Annotated in this window: 17 protein-coding genes, 1 tRNA gene and 1 pseudogene; 12 read left to right on the top strand and 7 right to left on the bottom strand. The window is 42.3% G+C overall.

The window, feature by feature from the left end; all coding sequences use genetic code 11:
- Positions 1–75: 75 nt before the first annotated feature.
- The 3 genes from NF865_RS03200 to NF865_RS03210 all read left to right on the top strand — a co-directional run bounded on the left by NF865_RS03200 (position 76) and on the right by NF865_RS03210 (position 3067).
- The gene (locus NF865_RS03200) at positions 76–978 is read left to right on the top strand and encodes a coiled-coil protein (RefSeq protein WP_253305521.1); all 903 of its coding nucleotides are present in this window, start codon (positions 76–78) and stop codon (positions 976–978) included.
- A gap of 3 nt (positions 979–981) precedes the next feature.
- Complete coding sequence (gene arcS / locus NF865_RS03205) at positions 982–2697, top strand: archaeosine synthase subunit alpha (RefSeq protein ID WP_253305162.1); 1716 nt, start codon at positions 982–984, stop codon at positions 2695–2697.
- 70 nt (positions 2698–2767) lie between these two features.
- Positions 2768–3067: a DUF2103 domain-containing protein gene (locus tag NF865_RS03210; protein WP_253305163.1), complete on the top strand. Its 300-nt coding sequence runs from the start codon at positions 2768–2770 to the stop codon at positions 3065–3067.
- Positions 3068–3069: 2 nt separating this feature from the next.
- Here the strand turns inward: NF865_RS03210 and NF865_RS03215 are convergent, their stop codons facing one another.
- Entirely contained in the window at positions 3070–3699 is a 630-nt protein-coding gene (locus tag NF865_RS03215) for a hypothetical protein (RefSeq protein ID WP_253305164.1), read from the bottom strand.
- 19 nt (positions 3700–3718) lie between these two features.
- Positions 3719–3796, bottom strand: a tRNA-Pro gene (locus NF865_RS03220).
- A 94-nt stretch (positions 3797–3890) separates the two neighbouring features.
- Between NF865_RS03220 and NF865_RS03225 the strand changes: the two genes are divergently transcribed.
- The 4 genes from NF865_RS03225 (at position 3891) to NF865_RS03240 (ending at position 7887) form a co-directional block, all read left to right on the top strand.
- Positions 3891–4946 carry a glycosyltransferase gene (locus NF865_RS03225; protein WP_253305165.1) on the top strand — a complete coding sequence of 352 codons (1056 nt, stop codon included), beginning with the start codon at positions 3891–3893 and terminating at the stop codon, positions 4944–4946.
- Between the two features lie 12 nt (positions 4947–4958).
- Positions 4959–5669 carry an RAD55 family ATPase gene (locus NF865_RS03230; RefSeq protein WP_253305166.1) on the top strand — a complete coding sequence of 237 codons (711 nt, stop codon included), beginning with the start codon at positions 4959–4961 and terminating at the stop codon, positions 5667–5669.
- A gap of 6 nt (positions 5670–5675) precedes the next feature.
- Complete coding sequence (locus NF865_RS03235; RefSeq protein ID WP_253305167.1) at positions 5676–6098, top strand: hypothetical protein; 423 nt, start codon at positions 5676–5678, stop codon at positions 6096–6098.
- A 103-nt stretch (positions 6099–6201) separates the two neighbouring features.
- Complete coding sequence (locus tag NF865_RS03240; RefSeq protein ID WP_253305168.1) at positions 6202–7887, top strand: DUF4910 domain-containing protein; 1686 nt, start codon at positions 6202–6204, stop codon at positions 7885–7887.
- Here the strand turns inward: NF865_RS03240 and NF865_RS03245 are convergent.
- Both NF865_RS03245 and NF865_RS03250 read right to left on the bottom strand, forming a co-directional pair.
- Positions 7867–8199 (bottom strand): transcriptional regulator, encoded by a 333-nt coding sequence (locus NF865_RS03245; protein WP_253305522.1) that lies wholly within the window; start codon positions 8197–8199, stop codon positions 7867–7869. The genes NF865_RS03240 and NF865_RS03245 overlap by 21 nt on opposite strands.
- A gap of 55 nt (positions 8200–8254) precedes the next feature.
- Positions 8255–8911, bottom strand: a complete 657-nt coding sequence (locus tag NF865_RS03250) for a metallophosphoesterase (RefSeq protein ID WP_253305169.1) — start codon at positions 8909–8911, stop codon at positions 8255–8257.
- A gap of 550 nt (positions 8912–9461) precedes the next feature.
- On the opposite strand from NF865_RS03250, the gene NF865_RS03255 reads away from it, so the two are divergent.
- Positions 9462–10256 carry a nitrilase gene (locus NF865_RS03255; protein WP_253305170.1) on the top strand — a complete coding sequence of 265 codons (795 nt, stop codon included), beginning with the start codon at positions 9462–9464 and terminating at the stop codon, positions 10254–10256.
- A gap of 59 nt (positions 10257–10315) precedes the next feature.
- Here the strand turns inward: NF865_RS03255 and NF865_RS03260 are convergent, their stop codons facing one another.
- Both NF865_RS03260 and NF865_RS03265 read right to left on the bottom strand, forming a co-directional pair.
- Positions 10316–10552, bottom strand: a complete 237-nt coding sequence (locus NF865_RS03260; protein WP_366513853.1) for a DUF257 family protein — start codon at positions 10550–10552, stop codon at positions 10316–10318.
- Positions 10553–10558: 6 nt separating this feature from the next.
- The gene (locus NF865_RS03265; RefSeq protein WP_253305171.1) at positions 10559–10747 is read right to left on the bottom strand and encodes a hypothetical protein; all 189 of its coding nucleotides are present in this window, start codon (positions 10745–10747) and stop codon (positions 10559–10561) included.
- 435 nt (positions 10748–11182) lie between these two features.
- Here NF865_RS03265 and NF865_RS03270 point away from each other — a divergent pair, with 435 nt between their 5' ends.
- The 4 genes and pseudogenes from NF865_RS03270 (at position 11183) to NF865_RS03285 (ending at position 14934) form a co-directional block, all read left to right on the top strand.
- A complete protein-coding gene (locus tag NF865_RS03270) occupies positions 11183–11320 on the top strand; it encodes a hypothetical protein (protein WP_253305172.1) in 138 nt (45 codons plus the stop codon).
- A 127-nt stretch (positions 11321–11447) separates the two neighbouring features.
- Positions 11448–11743, top strand: a pseudogene (locus NF865_RS03275) (hypothetical protein).
- 61 nt (positions 11744–11804) lie between these two features.
- Positions 11805–14534 (top strand): alanine--tRNA ligase, encoded by a 2730-nt coding sequence (gene alaS / locus NF865_RS03280; protein WP_253305173.1) that lies wholly within the window; start codon positions 11805–11807, stop codon positions 14532–14534.
- Positions 14535–14607: 73 nt separating this feature from the next.
- A complete protein-coding gene (locus NF865_RS03285) occupies positions 14608–14934 on the top strand; it encodes a hypothetical protein (RefSeq protein ID WP_253305174.1) in 327 nt (108 codons plus the stop codon).
- A 62-nt stretch (positions 14935–14996) separates the two neighbouring features.
- Here the strand turns inward: NF865_RS03285 and NF865_RS03290 are convergent, their stop codons facing one another.
- Complete coding sequence (locus NF865_RS03290) at positions 14997–15755, bottom strand: Nif3-like dinuclear metal center hexameric protein (RefSeq protein ID WP_253305524.1); 759 nt, start codon at positions 15753–15755, stop codon at positions 14997–14999.
- Between the last annotated feature and the right edge of the window lie 134 nt (positions 15756–15889).

Here is a 15889-nt window from a genome sequence, read left to right on the forward strand (position 1 = left end):
ACATCCCTTTAGTGAGGCTCAAATCAGGGTGAGATTATGATCAACTATTCTAAAATGAAGGAAGGGGAAGAGACCATGCAAGTGAAAGTAGACCCAGAGGAAATTAAGAGGATAAAAGCCGAAATAGAGGCTTTAGAAAGAGAGAAAAAAGAAATTCAAGAGAGATTGGAGCAGCTCCAGAAGGAGCTGAATGTTTGGATACAAAAAAGAGATGAGAAAAATAAGGAAGTAAAGCAGTTAAGAGAGAAAGCAAGAGAGTATAAAGCAAAAAGAGATGAAATCAACCAGCAGATCCAAGAACTTAAAAAGAACAGAGATGAGATAAATGCCAAACTTGATCTTCTCTACCAAGAAGCCATGGAGTACAGAACAAAGAGGAACGAGTACAGACAGCTGAGAAGACTAAAGATGCCGAAGGAAAAGATAGAGGAGAGAATCGAAAAGCTCGAATGGGAGCTGCAGACCAATCCCAACATAACCCCCGAGAGGGAAAAACAAATAGTTGATCAAATCCAGGTTTTAGCTACAGAGCTTGAAATTCTCCAGCAGGCTGAAAGGTTCCACAAAAAGCTAGAAGAAACAAGAAAGAAGATAGAGAGCCTGAAAAAAGCAAGAAGGGCAATAGGCTTGGAAATACAAAAGCTTGCAAACCAGAGCCAGCAGTTCCACGAGCAGATGTTGAAGGCTTACCAGCAGGCAGATGAAATTAAGAAAGAAGCCGATGAATACCACCAAAAGGTGGTTGAGCTTAGAGAAAAGATTAGAGAAGTTAGAAGGGAGCTCAGGGAAGTAGAAAAGAAGATACTCGAATACGACCAGAAGCACAAGGAGTTAATAGCATACAAGCTTGTTGCAAAGATGAGAGCAAAGAAAGATGCCACCTTTGAAAGGGCAGTTGAGGCACTTGAAAAGTTCAAGCGCGGTGAAAAGCTTACTCTTGATGAGCTCTTACTGCTCCAGAGATATAATCTGGTGTGAAGAATGGAAATTATAAAACACGAGGGTCCGGGAAGGCTCGGGTTAGTTAGAATTAAGGAAAAAACCTTCAAAACACCTGCTTTAGCTGGAGTAGATTTTACCATTTCGCCGTTTAATTCTTACTTCTACCCCAAGGATTTCGGGGAATACGACTTCAACCTCGCCCCTTCAATTCCTCTTAGCTTTTATACTCCGAGGGAAATAGTAGAGAAAGCACTGGATAAGTTGTATAGTGTTGATTATTCAAAATTCAACGCCCTTTATGTGCCCGTCGTGAGAAATCTTGAATACGTTGATGAATTTTTGGAAAATGTCCTCTCCCAGTACTCTTTTGATGCCCTCTATATAGGAAATGCAAAAATCTTTGTGAAGGACTACCGCAGGTTCGTTCAGGCTATCAGGCTTATTAGGGAAAAAGACCCTAATTTGCTCCTCATCACTGACATCGAACCGTTCTTTTATCCATTAGCCGTTTATCTCGGCATTGATGCTTTTGATACCCGTTCATTGAAGCTTTACGATTTCCACAAGAAGGGATTCACACAGTTTTCTCCTATACTATGGGATGAAAATGCAAATTCCCTTGAATTCGCCAAGGAAACTATAAGGCTCGTTAGGAAAGCCCTTGAAGAAGGAAAGCTCCGCTACCTTGTCGAGAACTTTTTCCATACTCAGGCTCACGCCGGAATCTTGAGGATAGCTGACAAGGAAAACTGGGACTACCTTGAAAAATACACACCCATACAAAAGGACACCATTTACTTCATAAGCGACGCCTCCCAGAACAGACCGGAAGTTGTGAGGTGGAGGCAGAGAGTTGTTGAGAGATTTAAGCCTCCTGAAAACATTGAAGCACTCTTGCTCTTCCCCTGCTCCGCTAAAAAGCCCTATTCTCACTCACGCTCCCATACCCTCTTCAGAAAAGCCCTAAAAGAAGCCCTTGGAAATGGAATTTACAAAATCCATGAGCTTATCCTTACCTCACCCTTTGGAGTCGTTCCGAGGGAATGGGAGTGGTTAGCCAAGTATGATATCGTCGTTACAGGCCATTGGAGTGAGGAAGAGATAAACTCTGCAGCTGAACTTTTGGCAAAAGCCCTTGAGAAGTACCCTAAGGAAATTCCAGTGATAGCTCACTTGGATGAGGCTTACGTAGAGGTTGCAAAAAGAGCCAGTGAGATCAGCGGGAGGGAGATAATATTCACCCCGGTTAAGGACGGCACAACGAGCAGGGAAAGCTTGGAAGGGCTTAAGAGGACGATAAAAGAGCTTGGCTTTGAAGTTGCTGCTGGAAAAGAAGATAGGACATACCGCTTCTACGAAAACATAAGGAAGGTTTTTGACTTCTACTTTGGTTTGGGCGCTGGTGAAGCAGTTCTTCCCGATGATGCAAAGATCATAGGCTCCAAAATGCTCCGCATTCTCATAGACAACCAGCAGACTGGGACTTATCAAGATGGCGTGATAAGCGTAACGCCCTTTGGTATGCAGCGCATTTACGAAGCAACTAGGAGCTACTACGTGAAGATTGACTTTGACCTTAGAGGAGACGTCTTTGCTGTTGGAGTTAACGAGGCTGATGAGAAGATAAGACCTGATGACATAGTTGGTGTCGTAAGGGATGAAAAAGTCGTAGGTGTTGGAAAAGCCCTTCTAAGCGGAGAGGAAATGGTAAAAGCAAAGAGGGGAGTTGCGGTTAAAGTTAGAAAGAAGGCATGAATTTTTGGAACTTCCCTATATCCTCCTTGGCTTCGAAAGAATTTTTAATGCTCTTCCATTATCTAACACCATGCCCAAGCATTTTCGAAAAGGCGTCAAGAGGGAGCACCATTTCCTTAAGGACATTGAGAAGCCTCTTGAAGAGATAGCTAGCATTCCAGGTGTTAAGAAGGTAATTCCGGGTAGGATATATGCCAGTGATTCCAGAGGATTTGAGATAAAAGTAACGCGAGAAACTCAGAGTGGTTTAAAGCTCGTTGCAAAGAGCGACGGCTCTGTGCAGGAGATATTTCTCGTAGTTGATAAGTCTGAGAGGGAGCTTGTCTGGAAAGAGATAGAAAAACTCGGAGAGAAGTGGAAGAAATTATAATCTTAAAGCTCTCTTTTTCCTTCAAAGAACTCGATTAGCTCCTCATCGCTTACGTCGTCTTCTCCGTAGCCGAGCTCTCTTTTCTGAAGCTCTATTAAACCTGGCGTGAGGAGGAGCTTTCCGTTAAGCTTGGGAACGGCATAGTGGAGGGTTATTTCGCTGAACTCATCAAGCTTTATTGTTGGATGTTCCTCGTATTCAATCTCGCTTAACCTTTTTCCTTCCGCTATAAGCTTTGCAACTATTGCCGAGCCATCTATAGAAAACTGCACGCTCCCTATGTGCCTCGCCTTTGCACCTTCGATCTTGTCGGTTATGAACTTCTTTGTTTTGCCGGTGAACTCAATGTCCCCTAGGATTCCACCGACAACTATAATCGTATCCTCCTCTATGTCCTCTGGCTTAAGCTCTTCCTCGGCAAATGGGTCAAGGATTATCATCTTTGAGCGGTCAAAAGGAAACTCGGTAACGCTCTGAGGAATGACTCCCCCGAGCTTAGCGAGCTCTTCTCTCTCGTCTTCTCCAACGTTTGTAAATATGAGCTTATCTCCCCACCACTCGCTTGCATGCTTATACTCGAGCAGAACCCACTCTCTAAGCTCTTCGAGATGCTCTATTACTAAGTACGGCATTTTCCCACCCAGAAACCTATGGTGGGGCCGCCGGGATTTGAACCCGGGTCTCCGGCTCCCGAAGCCGGAAGGATAGACCAAGCTACCCCACGGCCCCCCAGCGCTAACTTTCAAGCATCTGGTTATAAATCTTTCCCAGCACTTTGAACAAAAAGATATAAACTCCGAGGAGCATAGCTATAAGGGTAGAGATGATATCTGTAATAGTGCCTACATATAATGAGCGGGAAAACCTTGAGGAGCTATTTGAAAGGATAGCGAGGGCTTTAGATGGGAGAGAATTTGAAATAATAGTTGTGGATGACGATTCTCCAGATAAAACATGGGAAAAAGCTGAAGAGCTTGCGAAAAAATATCCCGCCAAAGTTGTTAGAAGGAGAAATGAGAGAGGGCTTTCTTCTGCTGTTATTAGAGGATTCAGAGAGGCAAAGGGCGAAATACTCGCTGTTATGGACGCCGATTTGCAACACCCTCCAGAAGTCCTTCCGAGGTTAGTTGAGGCAATCGAAAACGGAGCCGATATAGTCATAGCCAGTCGATACGTTGAAGGGGGAAAGGTTGAAAACTGGTACTGGTGGAGGAAGCTCATCTCAAAAGGTGCCATAATGATAGGTAGAGTGGCTTTGCCAAAAATAAGAAGTATAAAAGACCCTGTTAGCGGGTTTTTTGCTTTAAGAAGAGAGGTCATTGAAGGTGTTGAACTCAACCCGATTGGCTTTAAGATACTCCTTGAAATTCTCATAAAGGGCAGGTATTCAAAAGCTGTGGAGATTCCCTTTACTTTTGGATTAAGGAACTCTGGAGAAAGTAAGCTGAGCAACAAGCAAATACTAAATTATCTGCGCCATCTTTATAGGCTCATGAAGTGGGAAGGGGAGATAGACAGGCTGGTAAAGTTCTCTATCGTTGGTCTAAGCGGTGTTGTAGTTAATGAGGGCTCTCTTCTGGGGTTTGTTGAAGCTTTGGGATGGGACAAAAGGCTTGCCGTAATTCCTGCAACAGAGCTCTCTATTTTGAACAATTTCATTTGGAACGATCTGTGGACCTTTAAAGACTTAAAGAAAAATCCCGTTTACTTACGCTTATTCAACTTCCATCTTGCGGCGTTTACGGGGGCTTTAGTCCAATGGGGTATTTACTTGGTTCTTTTGTATTTAGGTGTTAACTACTTAATAGCGAATCTCTTTGGCATAGCATTTTCATTTTTGGTCAGATTCCTTTTTAACCGAAACATCACATGGGGGTAGGGGGAGGTTAAAATGGAGCGGGAGTTGGATTTGGTTTATAAGAGGGTTTCAACTGGGGTAAAAGGGTTGGATGAGCTTTTGGGAGGAGGCCTTCTTCTAGGGAGAGTATATGTAGTAACGGGGCCTCCAGGAAGTGGAAAGACGACTTTAGGTATTCAGTTTCTCATTGAAGGTGCAAAGCATAATGAAAAGGGGGTGTATATTTCTATTGTGGATGATGCAAGAACGATTATTCAAGATATGCTTCATTTTAAGTTTAACCTGCTGTATTACTTAAAAAGTAAGAAAATCGTGATATATGATTTGAGCAATTTTATCTCAGAAGGCAACAAGAAGCCAACATGGGGAGAAGTTCTGGATGAAATAAAAAGGATAATCCTCCAAGAAAATGCAAAAAGGGTCGTCATAGACTCATTCACTCCCCTTGAATTCTTAGTAGAGGATCCAGAGAACAAAAGACGGGAAATTACAAGGTTGATTAAGCTCCTTTCGACAATGAAGGTAACTGCGATCACGATAACTGAAATGCTTGAGTCCGATAAGTATACTGATGACCAGTATGTTGCCAGCGGTGTTATAGTTATGCACCACTTTATGAGGCAATACCAAATGATAAGGGCAATTCAAATACTTAAAATGAGAGGAACTGCCCACGATACAAACATGAAAAAGATGAGGATTACAGAGGATGGGGTAGTGGTATATAATGAAGCTCCGTGGTGATGGTTGATGTCTGATGAGATGAAGAAAAAAGACCTCATAAAAGAAGCTTATCGATTCGGGTATTTTGTTGGGTATAGGGGACATACAGAGTGGGTTTCATGGGTTTCTAAGAAAAAGGTAAATATCTACAGCTTAGCGGAAGAGTTAGGGATACTCGAAGAAGTAAAAATGGCTTATGAGGAAGGGTTAAAAGACGGAAAGGCTAAGAGGCTAAAGGACATATCTTCGGGATTGTTAACGTCAAGCTTGGAAGGTGAACCTAAACAGAAAGAAGGAGATGAAGGGCTCGAAAACGAGCTTGAAAAGGAATTCTCCGAGTTTTTAACTACACCTAAAATCATTGAACCACCAAAAATACTCTCAATTATGAAATCTTTAGAACCTCCAAAAATGCTGTCTCTCCCAAAAATCCTTACCAGAGAAGATTAGTTGTTCCATCAATGCAACAATAATTGATTGCTAAGTTTTGAAGTTATGGTGGTTGAGAGTAAAATTTATTCGCTCTTTTGATTATTTCTTGGAGGTGTTGTTTATGAAGGAGTTCTTAAAAGAAGCCGAAATATTTAATGCCGAGAATGTTTTGGGATACATAGCAGAAATTAGCAAGTTTCACAGAATACAAGGTTCCAAAGAGCTGGTTGAGGCTGCAAAATACATAGCTGAAGAGCTCAGGATAAGTGGGATAAACGCAAAGCTTCTCGAAGAGGTTTACGATGGAGAGCGGTGGTACCTAACACTTGCTTCCCCAATAGCTTGGGATCTCATTTACGGGGAAATCGAGATAGAAGGAACCAAGGTAACAACTTCCAGAACGCCTCTTGTTGTGATGGCCCATTCTCCATCGGGAGAAGCAGAGGGGGAAGTTGTCCCCATAGAAAGAGAGGAAGACTGGGAAAAGGCAAAGGGCAAGATTGTTATGGTAAGTGAGAAGTGGCATGAGAACTACAAAAAGGCAAATAAGAACGGTGCTCTTGCTTTTATAGCTTACAGAAAGGGAACGGGCAAGGCGTTTCCATACATAGGTCTGTTTCTAACTAAAAAAGACCTGCAGTGGGCAAAAATCCCTGCTGTTGCAGTAAGTGAAGAGATTGCAAACAAGATCCTCAAGAAAGTAAAAAAGGGAGAGCCAGTAAAAGCCAAAATAAAAGTTGAGACTGTAATATCAGAAAATCAAATCCTCCCAATGGTTTATGCAGAGATAGGAAAGCCTCCTTATGTTCTGTTTACGGCACACATATGTCATCCAAAGCCGGGGGCAAACGATAACGCAAGCGGTGCTGCCATGCTTATTGAGCTGGCTAAGGTGCTCAACAATCTTTACAATGATTCATTTCGCTTTGGCTTCGCATTTCTGTGGATTCCGGAGCATTATGGGACGCAAGCATTTGTGGAAAAATACGCAAAGCTTGAAGATTATTACGCTGTGATAAACCTCGACATGGTTGGAGGAAGTGAAGACAGGGCTAATTCAACAATAATGGTAATTAGAACTCCTCTCTCGAGGTTTTCAATAATTTCCGGTATTCTGGAGTATTTCATAGACCTCGCGAACTCTGGTGGGGAGAGCTTTGGAGGAAGTCCACTGCCAAAAATGAAGAGCAAGAGCTACCCCTATGAGCTCGGAAGCGACCATGATGTGTTCAACTTATTTGGGGTTCCGAGTATAATGCCCATAACCTGGCCTGACAGGTTCTACCATTCAAGCGAGGACAGTGTGGAAAAAATAAGCAAAGAGAGCCTCGAAATAATAGGAAAGGCGGTATTAGCTACCGCTTTGGCCCTCGCAAAAGGAAAGAAAAAGGAGCTTGAGAAGTTTGCTAGGGGATTTGCAATGAAGTATCTGGGGGAGCTTGGCATGGAAAGGGATCTTGAAATGGCGGAAAAGCTCGTAATGCTTGGATTGTCAAGGGATTCTAAGTTTTTGGGACTAAAAGTTGGTCACGAGTTTACCTTTGAACCTTGGCTGAAGTGGAAGAAAAAAGGCTTAATATCACCGAGATCAATAAAGCAGATAGACGAAAAGAAAGGGGAAGAGCTAGAAAAGATACTGGAAGGAAAAAGAGTGTCCATTTTGCTCCATGAGTTGCTGATACTCGGAGAAATGATGTCAAAAGAAGAAGCTTTTAAAGCCTTGGAAGAGGAGTACGGAAGTTTCGAGAAAGAAAAGCTTGAAAAGGCAGTCGAAATATTAAGGTCTTTAGATATCGTTGTTTTTTAGCTCTTTTTCAATTTCATTTATTTTTTTGACGATGTTTTCCCTAAGTCTCACCAGAAGTTCTGGGGGAGAAACCGCGGAGTATGCATACCCAAGCCAGCCCCTTTGAATTAGCTCCCTTTTAAGGACTCCCCTTCTATAGAGGTTAAGAACGTGCTCTCTAACGCTTCTCTCACTTATTCCAAGCTCTTCTTTTATTTCAGTTATTCTCATGGGGGCTTTCTTTTCCAAAAGCAGGAGATATATCCTAAGCTCGTTCTTCTTGAACCCTAATGTCCTCAAGAGCCCCTCGAGCTTATTATATACGTCTTTCATTTTTCTCTCACACCTCTGAATATTTATCTTCATATATTCTTAGAGTCTTTATTTTTTAAGCCTTGCGGCTTAGTTCGATCTCACCAATATAAGTCCCGTCTCCAAGAAAGGTTTCTCCTGATGGAGAATCTTTTAAAAATGGGATCATCTTTATGCCTTCTCTTACATCAAACCCTTCTATGTAGGGGTTTATTGTAGGCAAAATCAGAAAGTTTCTGACTTTAAAGAAGCATTTCACTTTCTTGAGGGTTTCTCCGATTTTTAAACTAACTGCCGGATGGATATGACCCAAAAAGGCCCTCTCAAACTTAACTTCCGGAAGAGTTTGGTGGCCGTGCAGAAAGAGCATGTTGTCAATGATGAAGTGGTTTACCACATTCACGTTTTTAAATTCCTTTGTGACTTCTTCTATTTTCCCATCGTGGTTCCCCTTTGTTATAACAACGTTGTATTCTTCAATCTCAGAAAAGAACTCTATAAGAAGCTTTTTAACGAATCTGTTCATTCCGATAGGTTCCTTTACGTCACCTAAGATAATTACCAAGTCGGGATTTTTTTCTTTTATGAACTCCGCGAGGCTTTTTTCAAACTTCGTCCTTACTCTTAGTCCTCTCGAAAGCTCAAAACCTATATGTGGATCCGCGAAAACAAGGGCTTTTCCAGAAGATGTTTCCAATTCAAGGGAAAGCTCATCATAAGAAAAGCTCTGCATAACCACCACTTAAAATGAATATAAAGGTGGAGAGAAATCAGATAATTCCTCTCTCCTTCTTTCTCTGTCTCTTCAATCTTCTGATCCTCTTTTTAATCCATTTCCACCTCATTCTTCCCTTCTTTTTCCATTTCCTTGGTCTCCTCTTCATGATCATCACCCCGATAATCGTTCCAGAGTAAGCTCCCTTTGCTTTGTTTTTAAGCTTTTCTATCAAAAGGGATTAGAAAATAGCAAAAACAAAAAGAACAAAATAAACCCGATTAAAGGAAAATTTGGTCAAGCAGAGCTTTTTCTCTGGTCAGAATCTTACGAAGGGTTTTGGTGGATTTACAGCTCTTCAATAGTTAAAATAAACTCCATGATGGACATTGTGATGATTTCGTAAACTTTTTAAGTATTTGGAGAAATTTTGTTTGTTTAAATCCATTTATTGTCAATAAATATTCTGTACTCAAGATTTTCTACTTCTGTAAGGCTAAACTCGGACAAAAGTAGTTTCGATAAGTTATTAACTGAGAAAGCCTTAGGTATTAACGAGGGATTGAAAATGAAGGTTGGGTTTGTCCAGATGGAACCGAAGCTTCTGGATCTTAATGCTAACTTGAGCAAAGCCGAAAAATTAATCAAAGAAGCCGCAAACCAAGGCGCCAAACTAATCGTTCTTCCAGAACTTTTTGATACTGGTTACAATTTTGAGACAAAAGAGGAAGTTGAGGAAATAGCCCAGCAGATTCCAGATGGAGAGACCACCCAATTTCTTGTCGAGCAGGCAAGAGAAAATGAGGTATTCATAGTTGCTGGAACTGCAGAAAAAGATGAGAAAGGAAAGCTTTACAACTCCGCTGTTATTGTCGGTCCAATAGGGTGGGGCTACATAGGAAAATACCGGAAGATTCACCTTTTCTATAGAGAAAAGCTCTTCTTTGAGCCAGGAAATCTCGGGTTCCATGTGTTCAACATAGACATGGCGAAAGTTGGAATTATGATATGCTTTGACTGGTTTTTCCCTGAAGCCATGAGAACTCTTGCCCTTAAAGGGGCGGATATTGTTGCGCATCCAGCTAACCTCGTTCTCCCCTATGCTCCAAGAGCAATGCCAATAAGAAGCCTTGAGAATAGGGTATTCAGCATAACGGCAAACAGGATTGGCGAAGAGAGAGGGTTGAAATTCATAGGTATGAGCCAGATAAATTCTCCAAAGGCGGAGATACTGCTTAGGGCGAGCAAAGATAAAGAGGAAGTAGGTGTTGTTGAGATAAACATCGAGGAGGCAAGGAACAAGAAGCTCAACGAATTTAACGACATCTTTAAGGACAGAAGACCTGAATATTATTCCCTTTAGAGGAGTGAAGAAGTTTACCTGCTGATGAGAACAATGAAATGACCTTAACTTTGCTACCCTTACAGCTCCACTTCATAGTCTTCTAATTCCCTGTTAAGGGCTTTAGTAACCACAAGCTTTCTTCTCTTGTCTTTTTTGAATTCTATAATGGTTGTGGCTAATTCTTCTAGTAAAGCTAGGACTTCTGGCTTAGTTGCATTTAGAATATCCCGGTTCACAAAGTAGAAAGAGATTCCACGAGTGTCTCCTAAAAATGTTCCAAGCGCATTGATAAGTGGTAATTCCTCTCCCCTTATAACACTTCATCTCTCTATTCCAACGGCAAACACAACTGTAAACTTTTCACTCACTATCTTATCATAAATCTGGCGGTATTCACTGAGCAATGCAGGCAACTCTCTATCTCCGTTCAAAAATCCAACCATGTTTACTCCTGGTATTTCACGATATCCAGTCTCAACGAATTTTGCTTTTTTCAGCCCCTCTTTCATCAATTCAAAATAAGCGGGGTATAATTCCAGTTGCTTTAGGCGGAACTCTATACAATCAAAGAAATCAGTCACAAGTACTTGGTAGTCATTGGACTCACTCCACTCTAATACTTTATGGGCGATTACCAAGGCTCATCTTTGGACGAATACTCTACTAACACAATCTCCCCCGGTCTTAGCTTGTCAAAGATTTCTAACATAATACCACCTTCTAATGTTATTCACTATGCCTAATATTTAAGGCTTTTTATAACTACGAATTTTTTGCTTAACTGTTGATTGAAAAAATGTTTGTATAAGACACACTAAAAAAAATTATGGCCTAATTGTTGGTTCATTAATGCCAGACTATAAAAATATGAAAAAGTTTTGGAGGGCATTGGATAATTGTTTGGGATCAATGGAATGCAGTAATATGTACGCTATGTGGTTGTTATGGGGAGAAAGTTTAGGACAACTGTGCTTATCCCTAAAGAACTTCACCAAAAAACAAAGAACAAGAGCATAAACTTAAGTAGGCCTCTTGAAAAGGCCTTGATGATAGAGTTAGAGCTTTTAGAAGCATTGACTTGAAAAGAGAAGAGCTTTTGAGACAAAGACTCTTAGAAGATAAGGTTAAGAGTGGGGATGAAAACTTGGTAGTGGGATGATGAGTCTGGAGCCCCCTGAGTGGTGAGGAAGTTTCGCGGGGCTGACCCCAGTGATAAAAAGAAGACTTTGTAAAGATCTCTGTGAGGAAATTGAGAGGCTTGAATGCTCTATTGTAGAACTTGAGGAGCAGATAATTGAGTTAAAGACCCAATTAAATATGAAAACTGAAGAAGCAACAAGCCTTTATATTGAAAACCAAAGCCTGAAACACAAAATAGAAATGCTGGAAAAACTCACAAACAGCTTATTGAGATGCTTAAGAAGATGAAAATTCCCTTTGTTGTTGTGGATGAGGATGAGTTTGAAGACGTGGAAATTGATAGGCAAACAAAAATCTATGAATGAACCTTCAGACAAAGACTTTTTAATATGAAACTCAACTTTTAGGTTAGACTTAAGGATGGTGATGATCATGGACATGGGCACAAGGATGTTTAAAGAAGAAGGATGGATAAGAAAAACCTGTAAGGTCTGTGGAAAGCCTTTTTGGACGCTGGATCCGGATAGAGAAACCTGTGGCGATCCTCCATGTGATGAGTACGAGTTTATAGGAAACCCCGGCATACCGAAGAAATACACCCTTGATGAGATGCGTGAGAAGTTTTTGAGCTTCTTCGAGAGAAAGGGACACGGGAGGGTTAAGCGCTATCCCGTTCTGCCTAGGTGGAGAGACGACGTTCTTTTAGTTGGAGCATCGATTATGGACTTCCAGCCGTGGGTCATAAGCGGCGAAGCCGATCCTCCGGCGAACCCGCTTGTAATAAGCCAGCCGTCCATAAGGTTTACCGATATCGACAACGTCGGAATAACGGGCAGGCATTTTACGATCTTTGAAATGATGGCTCATCATGCGTTTAACTATCCAGGGAAGCCAATTTACTGGATGGATGAGACCGTTGAATACGCCTACGAGTTTTTCACTAAAGACCTCGGCATGAAAGGGGGGGACATAACCTTTAAGGAAAACCCGTGGGCAGGAGGAGGAAACGCTGGTCCGGCTTTTGAAGTGCTATACAAGGGATTAGAGGTGGCTACGCTGGTTTTCATGCAGTACAAGCTGGCACCTCCGGTTGCTGATCCTTCTCAAGTTGTGGAAATAAAAGGAAACAAATACGTCCCAATGGATACAAAGGTCGTGGATACGGGATATGGGCTTGAAAGACTTGTGTGGATGAGCCAAGGAACGCCAACGGCTTATGATGCAGTGCTGGATTACGTAATCGAGCCCCTTAAGAAGATGGCAGGAGTCGAGAAGATAGATGATAGAATTCTCATGGAGAACTCAAGATTGGCTGGAATGTTCGATATTGAAGATATGGGCGATTTGAGAGTATTGAGGGAAACCGTTGCAAAGAGGCTTGGAATTGATCCAGAGGAGCTTGCGAGACTCGTTAGGCCATACGAGCTGATCTACGCTATAGCCGATCACACAAAGGCATTAACCTTTATGCTTTCCGACGGTGTTGTGCCGTCTAACGTTAAAGCGGGCTACCTTGCAAGGCTCCTAATAAGAAAGAGCATAAGGCATCTTAGAGAACTTGGTCTGGAGATTCCCCTCAGTGAAATAGTTGCATTGCACATAAAAGCTCTCCACAAGACCTTCCCAGAGTTCAAAGAGATGGAAGATGTTGTCCTTGACATGATCAACGTTGAAGAGAAAAAGTACGCGGAAACATTGAAGAGAGGAAGCGGATTAGTCAAGAGGGAAATTGAGAAGCTCAAGAAGCAGGGTATTAATGAACTTCCGCTTGAAAAGCTTATCCTCTTCTATGAAAGCCACGGCTTAACCCCTGAGATAGTCAGTGAGATTGCGGAAAAAGAAGGTATGAAAGTTAAGGTTCCAGACAACTTCTACAGCTTAGTTGCCAAAGAAGCTGAAAAGACAGCCAAGAAAGAAGAGGAGAAAAAAATGATAGACTTTGAGCTTGTTCAAGACTTACCAGATACGAGAACACTTTATTATGAAGATCCGTTCATGAAGGAATTTGATGCAAAAGTCCTTAGGGTAATAGACGACTGGGTTATCCTGGATGCCACGGCGTTTTATCCCGAAGGCGGTGGTCAGCCCTGTGATTTGGGCGAGCTTAACGGAGTTAAAGTGCTTGACGTCCAGAAGGTTGGAAAGGTAGTCCTCCATAAGGTAGAGAAGCCCGAAGTCTTCAAAGAAGGGGACATTGTTCATGGAAAAATCGACTGGCAGAGGAGAATACAGCACATGAGGCACCACACAGGAACACACGTCCTTATGGGGGCCCTTGTTAGGGTTCTTGGAAAACACGTCTGGCAGGCCGGTTCACAATTAAGCACCGACTGGGCAAGACTCGACATAACCCACTACAAGCGCATCAGTGAGGAGGAACTCGATGAGATAGAGCTTTTGGCAAACAGGGTCGTAATGGAGGATAGAGAGGTAAAGTGGGAGTGGCTACCGAGGACTGAAGCGGAACAAAAATACGGCTTTAGGCTCTACCAAGGTGGAGTTGTGCCGGGAAGGGTAATTAGGGTTTTGAACATCAAAGACTGGGACGTGCAGGCTTGTGGTGGTACTCACTTGCCCAGAACTGGTTTAGTAGGTCCCATAAAGATACTAAGGACTGAGAGAATACAGGACGGTGTTGAGAGGATAATCTTCACTTGCGGTGAGGCAACCATTAAAGAGTGGCAGAAGGAGAGGGAGATATTAAACAGAACGAGTGCAGTATTCAGAGTTCCTCCAGAAAAGCTGCCGGAGACTGCAGAGAGGTTCTTTGAGGAGTGGAAGCAGGCAAGGAAGGAAGTAGAGAAGCTCAACAAGGAACTTGCAAAGCTTCTTATCTATGATCTCGAGAACAAAGTGGAAAAGATAGGGGAGATAGAGTTCATTGGAGCCATAGTTGAAGGAGAGATAGACCACTTAAGAGAAGCCGCCCTCAAGCTCAAGAAGCCGAACCGTGTCGTTGCCTTAATAAGTGAGGACAGCAACGCAGTCGTTGTAACAGTTGGCGAGAACTTGGACTACAAGGCTGGCGATTTGATAAAGATAATCACGAAGGTTGCAGGCGGAGGCGGTGGAGGTAAGAAGGACCTCGCCCAAGGAAAAATAAAGAACATCCTAAAGGCCAAGGAAGCTCTTGAAGAGCTTAAGAAGGCCCTTTAATTTCCAATTTTTTGGAGGGTTTAAGATTAAAATAAAAGCTCTCACTGAAAAGTTAAGCAAAATAGCTCAAGAGATGGGCTTCAAAGCTGTCAAAGAGTTCTCTACGAGGGACAATACAAGGGTAGATTTAGCTCTTCTGAGAGAAGACGAGAGAATCCTTGCAGTTGAATTCGAGAACTCTTACAAATGGATAAAGCAAAGGATTCTTTACAATGCAATAAAGGTCCATAGGGATGGATTCAGCAGACTTTGGGTTGTGTATCCCTTCAACAACGAACCCCTACAAAACAGCTGGGTTGAAAGCTTTATAGAGGAGCTTGGAGTTGAAGTTGAAGTTGTCCACCCTAAAGAAGTGGAAGAAAAAGTTAGAAACTTTTTAGCCAGTCTTATGTGGGAGTAAGGCAATCTTTAATTCTTAAATCGGGTACCAGAGCTAGAGTTCAAAAAAAGTTTAAAAAGGCTTTACAATCCAGTCGGATTGTCAATAAACACTGTTTTGACTCCAAACTTTTCTCTTAGAAGGGGCATCAGGGCTTTAACTCCTAAGGTTTCACTTGCGTAGTGTCCAGCAGCGATAACGCTTAGCCTTCCTTCCTTTGCTATATGGTAGTCGTCATGTAAGAATTCTCCCGTTATGAATAAATCCACTCCTTTCTCTATTGCCTCTGGTATAGCAAACCCGCCTCTGCCGCTTACAACGGCAACTCTCTTTATTTCCTCAACCCCGAATTCATAGGCCTTCACGTAGTCGGTTTTCAGCTTTTCCACGAGTATTTGAGCAACCAGAGGTAGTGGTTTTGGTTCATCGAATTCAGACATATAGCCTATGCTTAAGCCATTATAACTTCCAAAGGGCTCTTTTGGCTCCAATCCCAAAAGTTTCAAAAGTTGTGCGTTGTTTCCTACTTCGGGATGAAGATCAAGGGGAAGGTGAGCCGCATAGAGGTTCAGTTCGTTCTCAAGAAGGAACTTGAGCCTTTTCTGTACAAGTCCCCTAACGTAGTCTATGCCTCCCCATATAAGGCCGTGGTGAACTATTAGCATATCCGCTCCCAAAGCTTTGGCCTTCACAAAGGTGTCCATACAGGCATCGACAGCAAAGGCAATCTTTTCCACTTCCTCCTTTCCTTCTACCTGCAGACCGTTGCGGGATTTATCGGGAAAAGAGTTTATGTTTAGGTATTCATTAAGGAACGCGACAATTTCATCTCTGCTTGCCATTTTGTTCACCCATTGGTAATTGCCTTTAGCGTGTTTAAACTTTTCCCGTAATGCTCGGCAATTATCTAAACGCCTACCAGCTATAGCCGAAACTCTTAAATATAAAAAGTGTAAACAATGCCCTTTGGTGAAAC

The sequence above is a fragment of the Thermococcus aggregans genome (assembly GCF_024022995.1).
In the GTDB taxonomy this organism is placed as follows: Archaea; Methanobacteriota_B; Thermococci; order Thermococcales; family Thermococcaceae; genus Thermococcus_A; species Thermococcus_A aggregans.

What these genes read in the sequence shown, in the direction of transcription:
- NF865_RS03200 (WP_253305521.1), top strand. Translation starts at nt 76, where the DNA reads ATGCAAGTGAAAGTAGACCCAGAGGAAATTAAGAGGATAAAAGCCGAA.
- arcS (WP_253305162.1), top strand. Translation starts at nt 982, where the DNA reads ATGGAAATTATAAAACACGAGGGTCCGGGAAGGCTCGGGTTAGTTAGA.
- NF865_RS03210 (WP_253305163.1), top strand. Translation starts at nt 2,768, where the DNA reads ATGCCCAAGCATTTTCGAAAAGGCGTCAAGAGGGAGCACCATTTCCTT.
- NF865_RS03215 (WP_253305164.1), bottom strand. Translation starts at nt 3,699, where the DNA reads ATGCCGTACTTAGTAATAGAGCATCTCGAAGAGCTTAGAGAGTGGGTT.
- NF865_RS03225 (WP_253305165.1), top strand. Translation starts at nt 3,891, where the DNA reads ATGATATCTGTAATAGTGCCTACATATAATGAGCGGGAAAACCTTGAG.
- NF865_RS03230 (WP_253305166.1), top strand. Translation starts at nt 4,959, where the DNA reads ATGGAGCGGGAGTTGGATTTGGTTTATAAGAGGGTTTCAACTGGGGTA.
- NF865_RS03235 (WP_253305167.1), top strand. Translation starts at nt 5,676, where the DNA reads ATGTCTGATGAGATGAAGAAAAAAGACCTCATAAAAGAAGCTTATCGA.
- NF865_RS03240 (WP_253305168.1), top strand. Translation starts at nt 6,202, where the DNA reads ATGAAGGAGTTCTTAAAAGAAGCCGAAATATTTAATGCCGAGAATGTT.
- NF865_RS03245 (WP_253305522.1), bottom strand. Translation starts at nt 8,199, where the DNA reads ATGAAAGACGTATATAATAAGCTCGAGGGGCTCTTGAGGACATTAGGG.
- NF865_RS03250 (WP_253305169.1), bottom strand. Translation starts at nt 8,911, where the DNA reads ATGCAGAGCTTTTCTTATGATGAGCTTTCCCTTGAATTGGAAACATCT.
- NF865_RS03255 (WP_253305170.1), top strand. Translation starts at nt 9,462, where the DNA reads ATGAAGGTTGGGTTTGTCCAGATGGAACCGAAGCTTCTGGATCTTAAT.
- NF865_RS03265 (WP_253305171.1), bottom strand. Translation starts at nt 10,747, where the DNA reads ATGAAAGAGGGGCTGAAAAAAGCAAAATTCGTTGAGACTGGATATCGT.
- NF865_RS03270 (WP_253305172.1), top strand. Translation starts at nt 11,183, where the DNA reads ATGGGGAGAAAGTTTAGGACAACTGTGCTTATCCCTAAAGAACTTCAC.
- alaS (WP_253305173.1), top strand. Translation starts at nt 11,805, where the DNA reads ATGATCATGGACATGGGCACAAGGATGTTTAAAGAAGAAGGATGGATA.
- NF865_RS03285 (WP_253305174.1), top strand. Translation starts at nt 14,608, where the DNA reads ATGGGCTTCAAAGCTGTCAAAGAGTTCTCTACGAGGGACAATACAAGG.
- NF865_RS03290 (WP_253305524.1), bottom strand. Translation starts at nt 15,755, where the DNA reads ATGGCAAGCAGAGATGAAATTGTCGCGTTCCTTAATGAATACCTAAAC.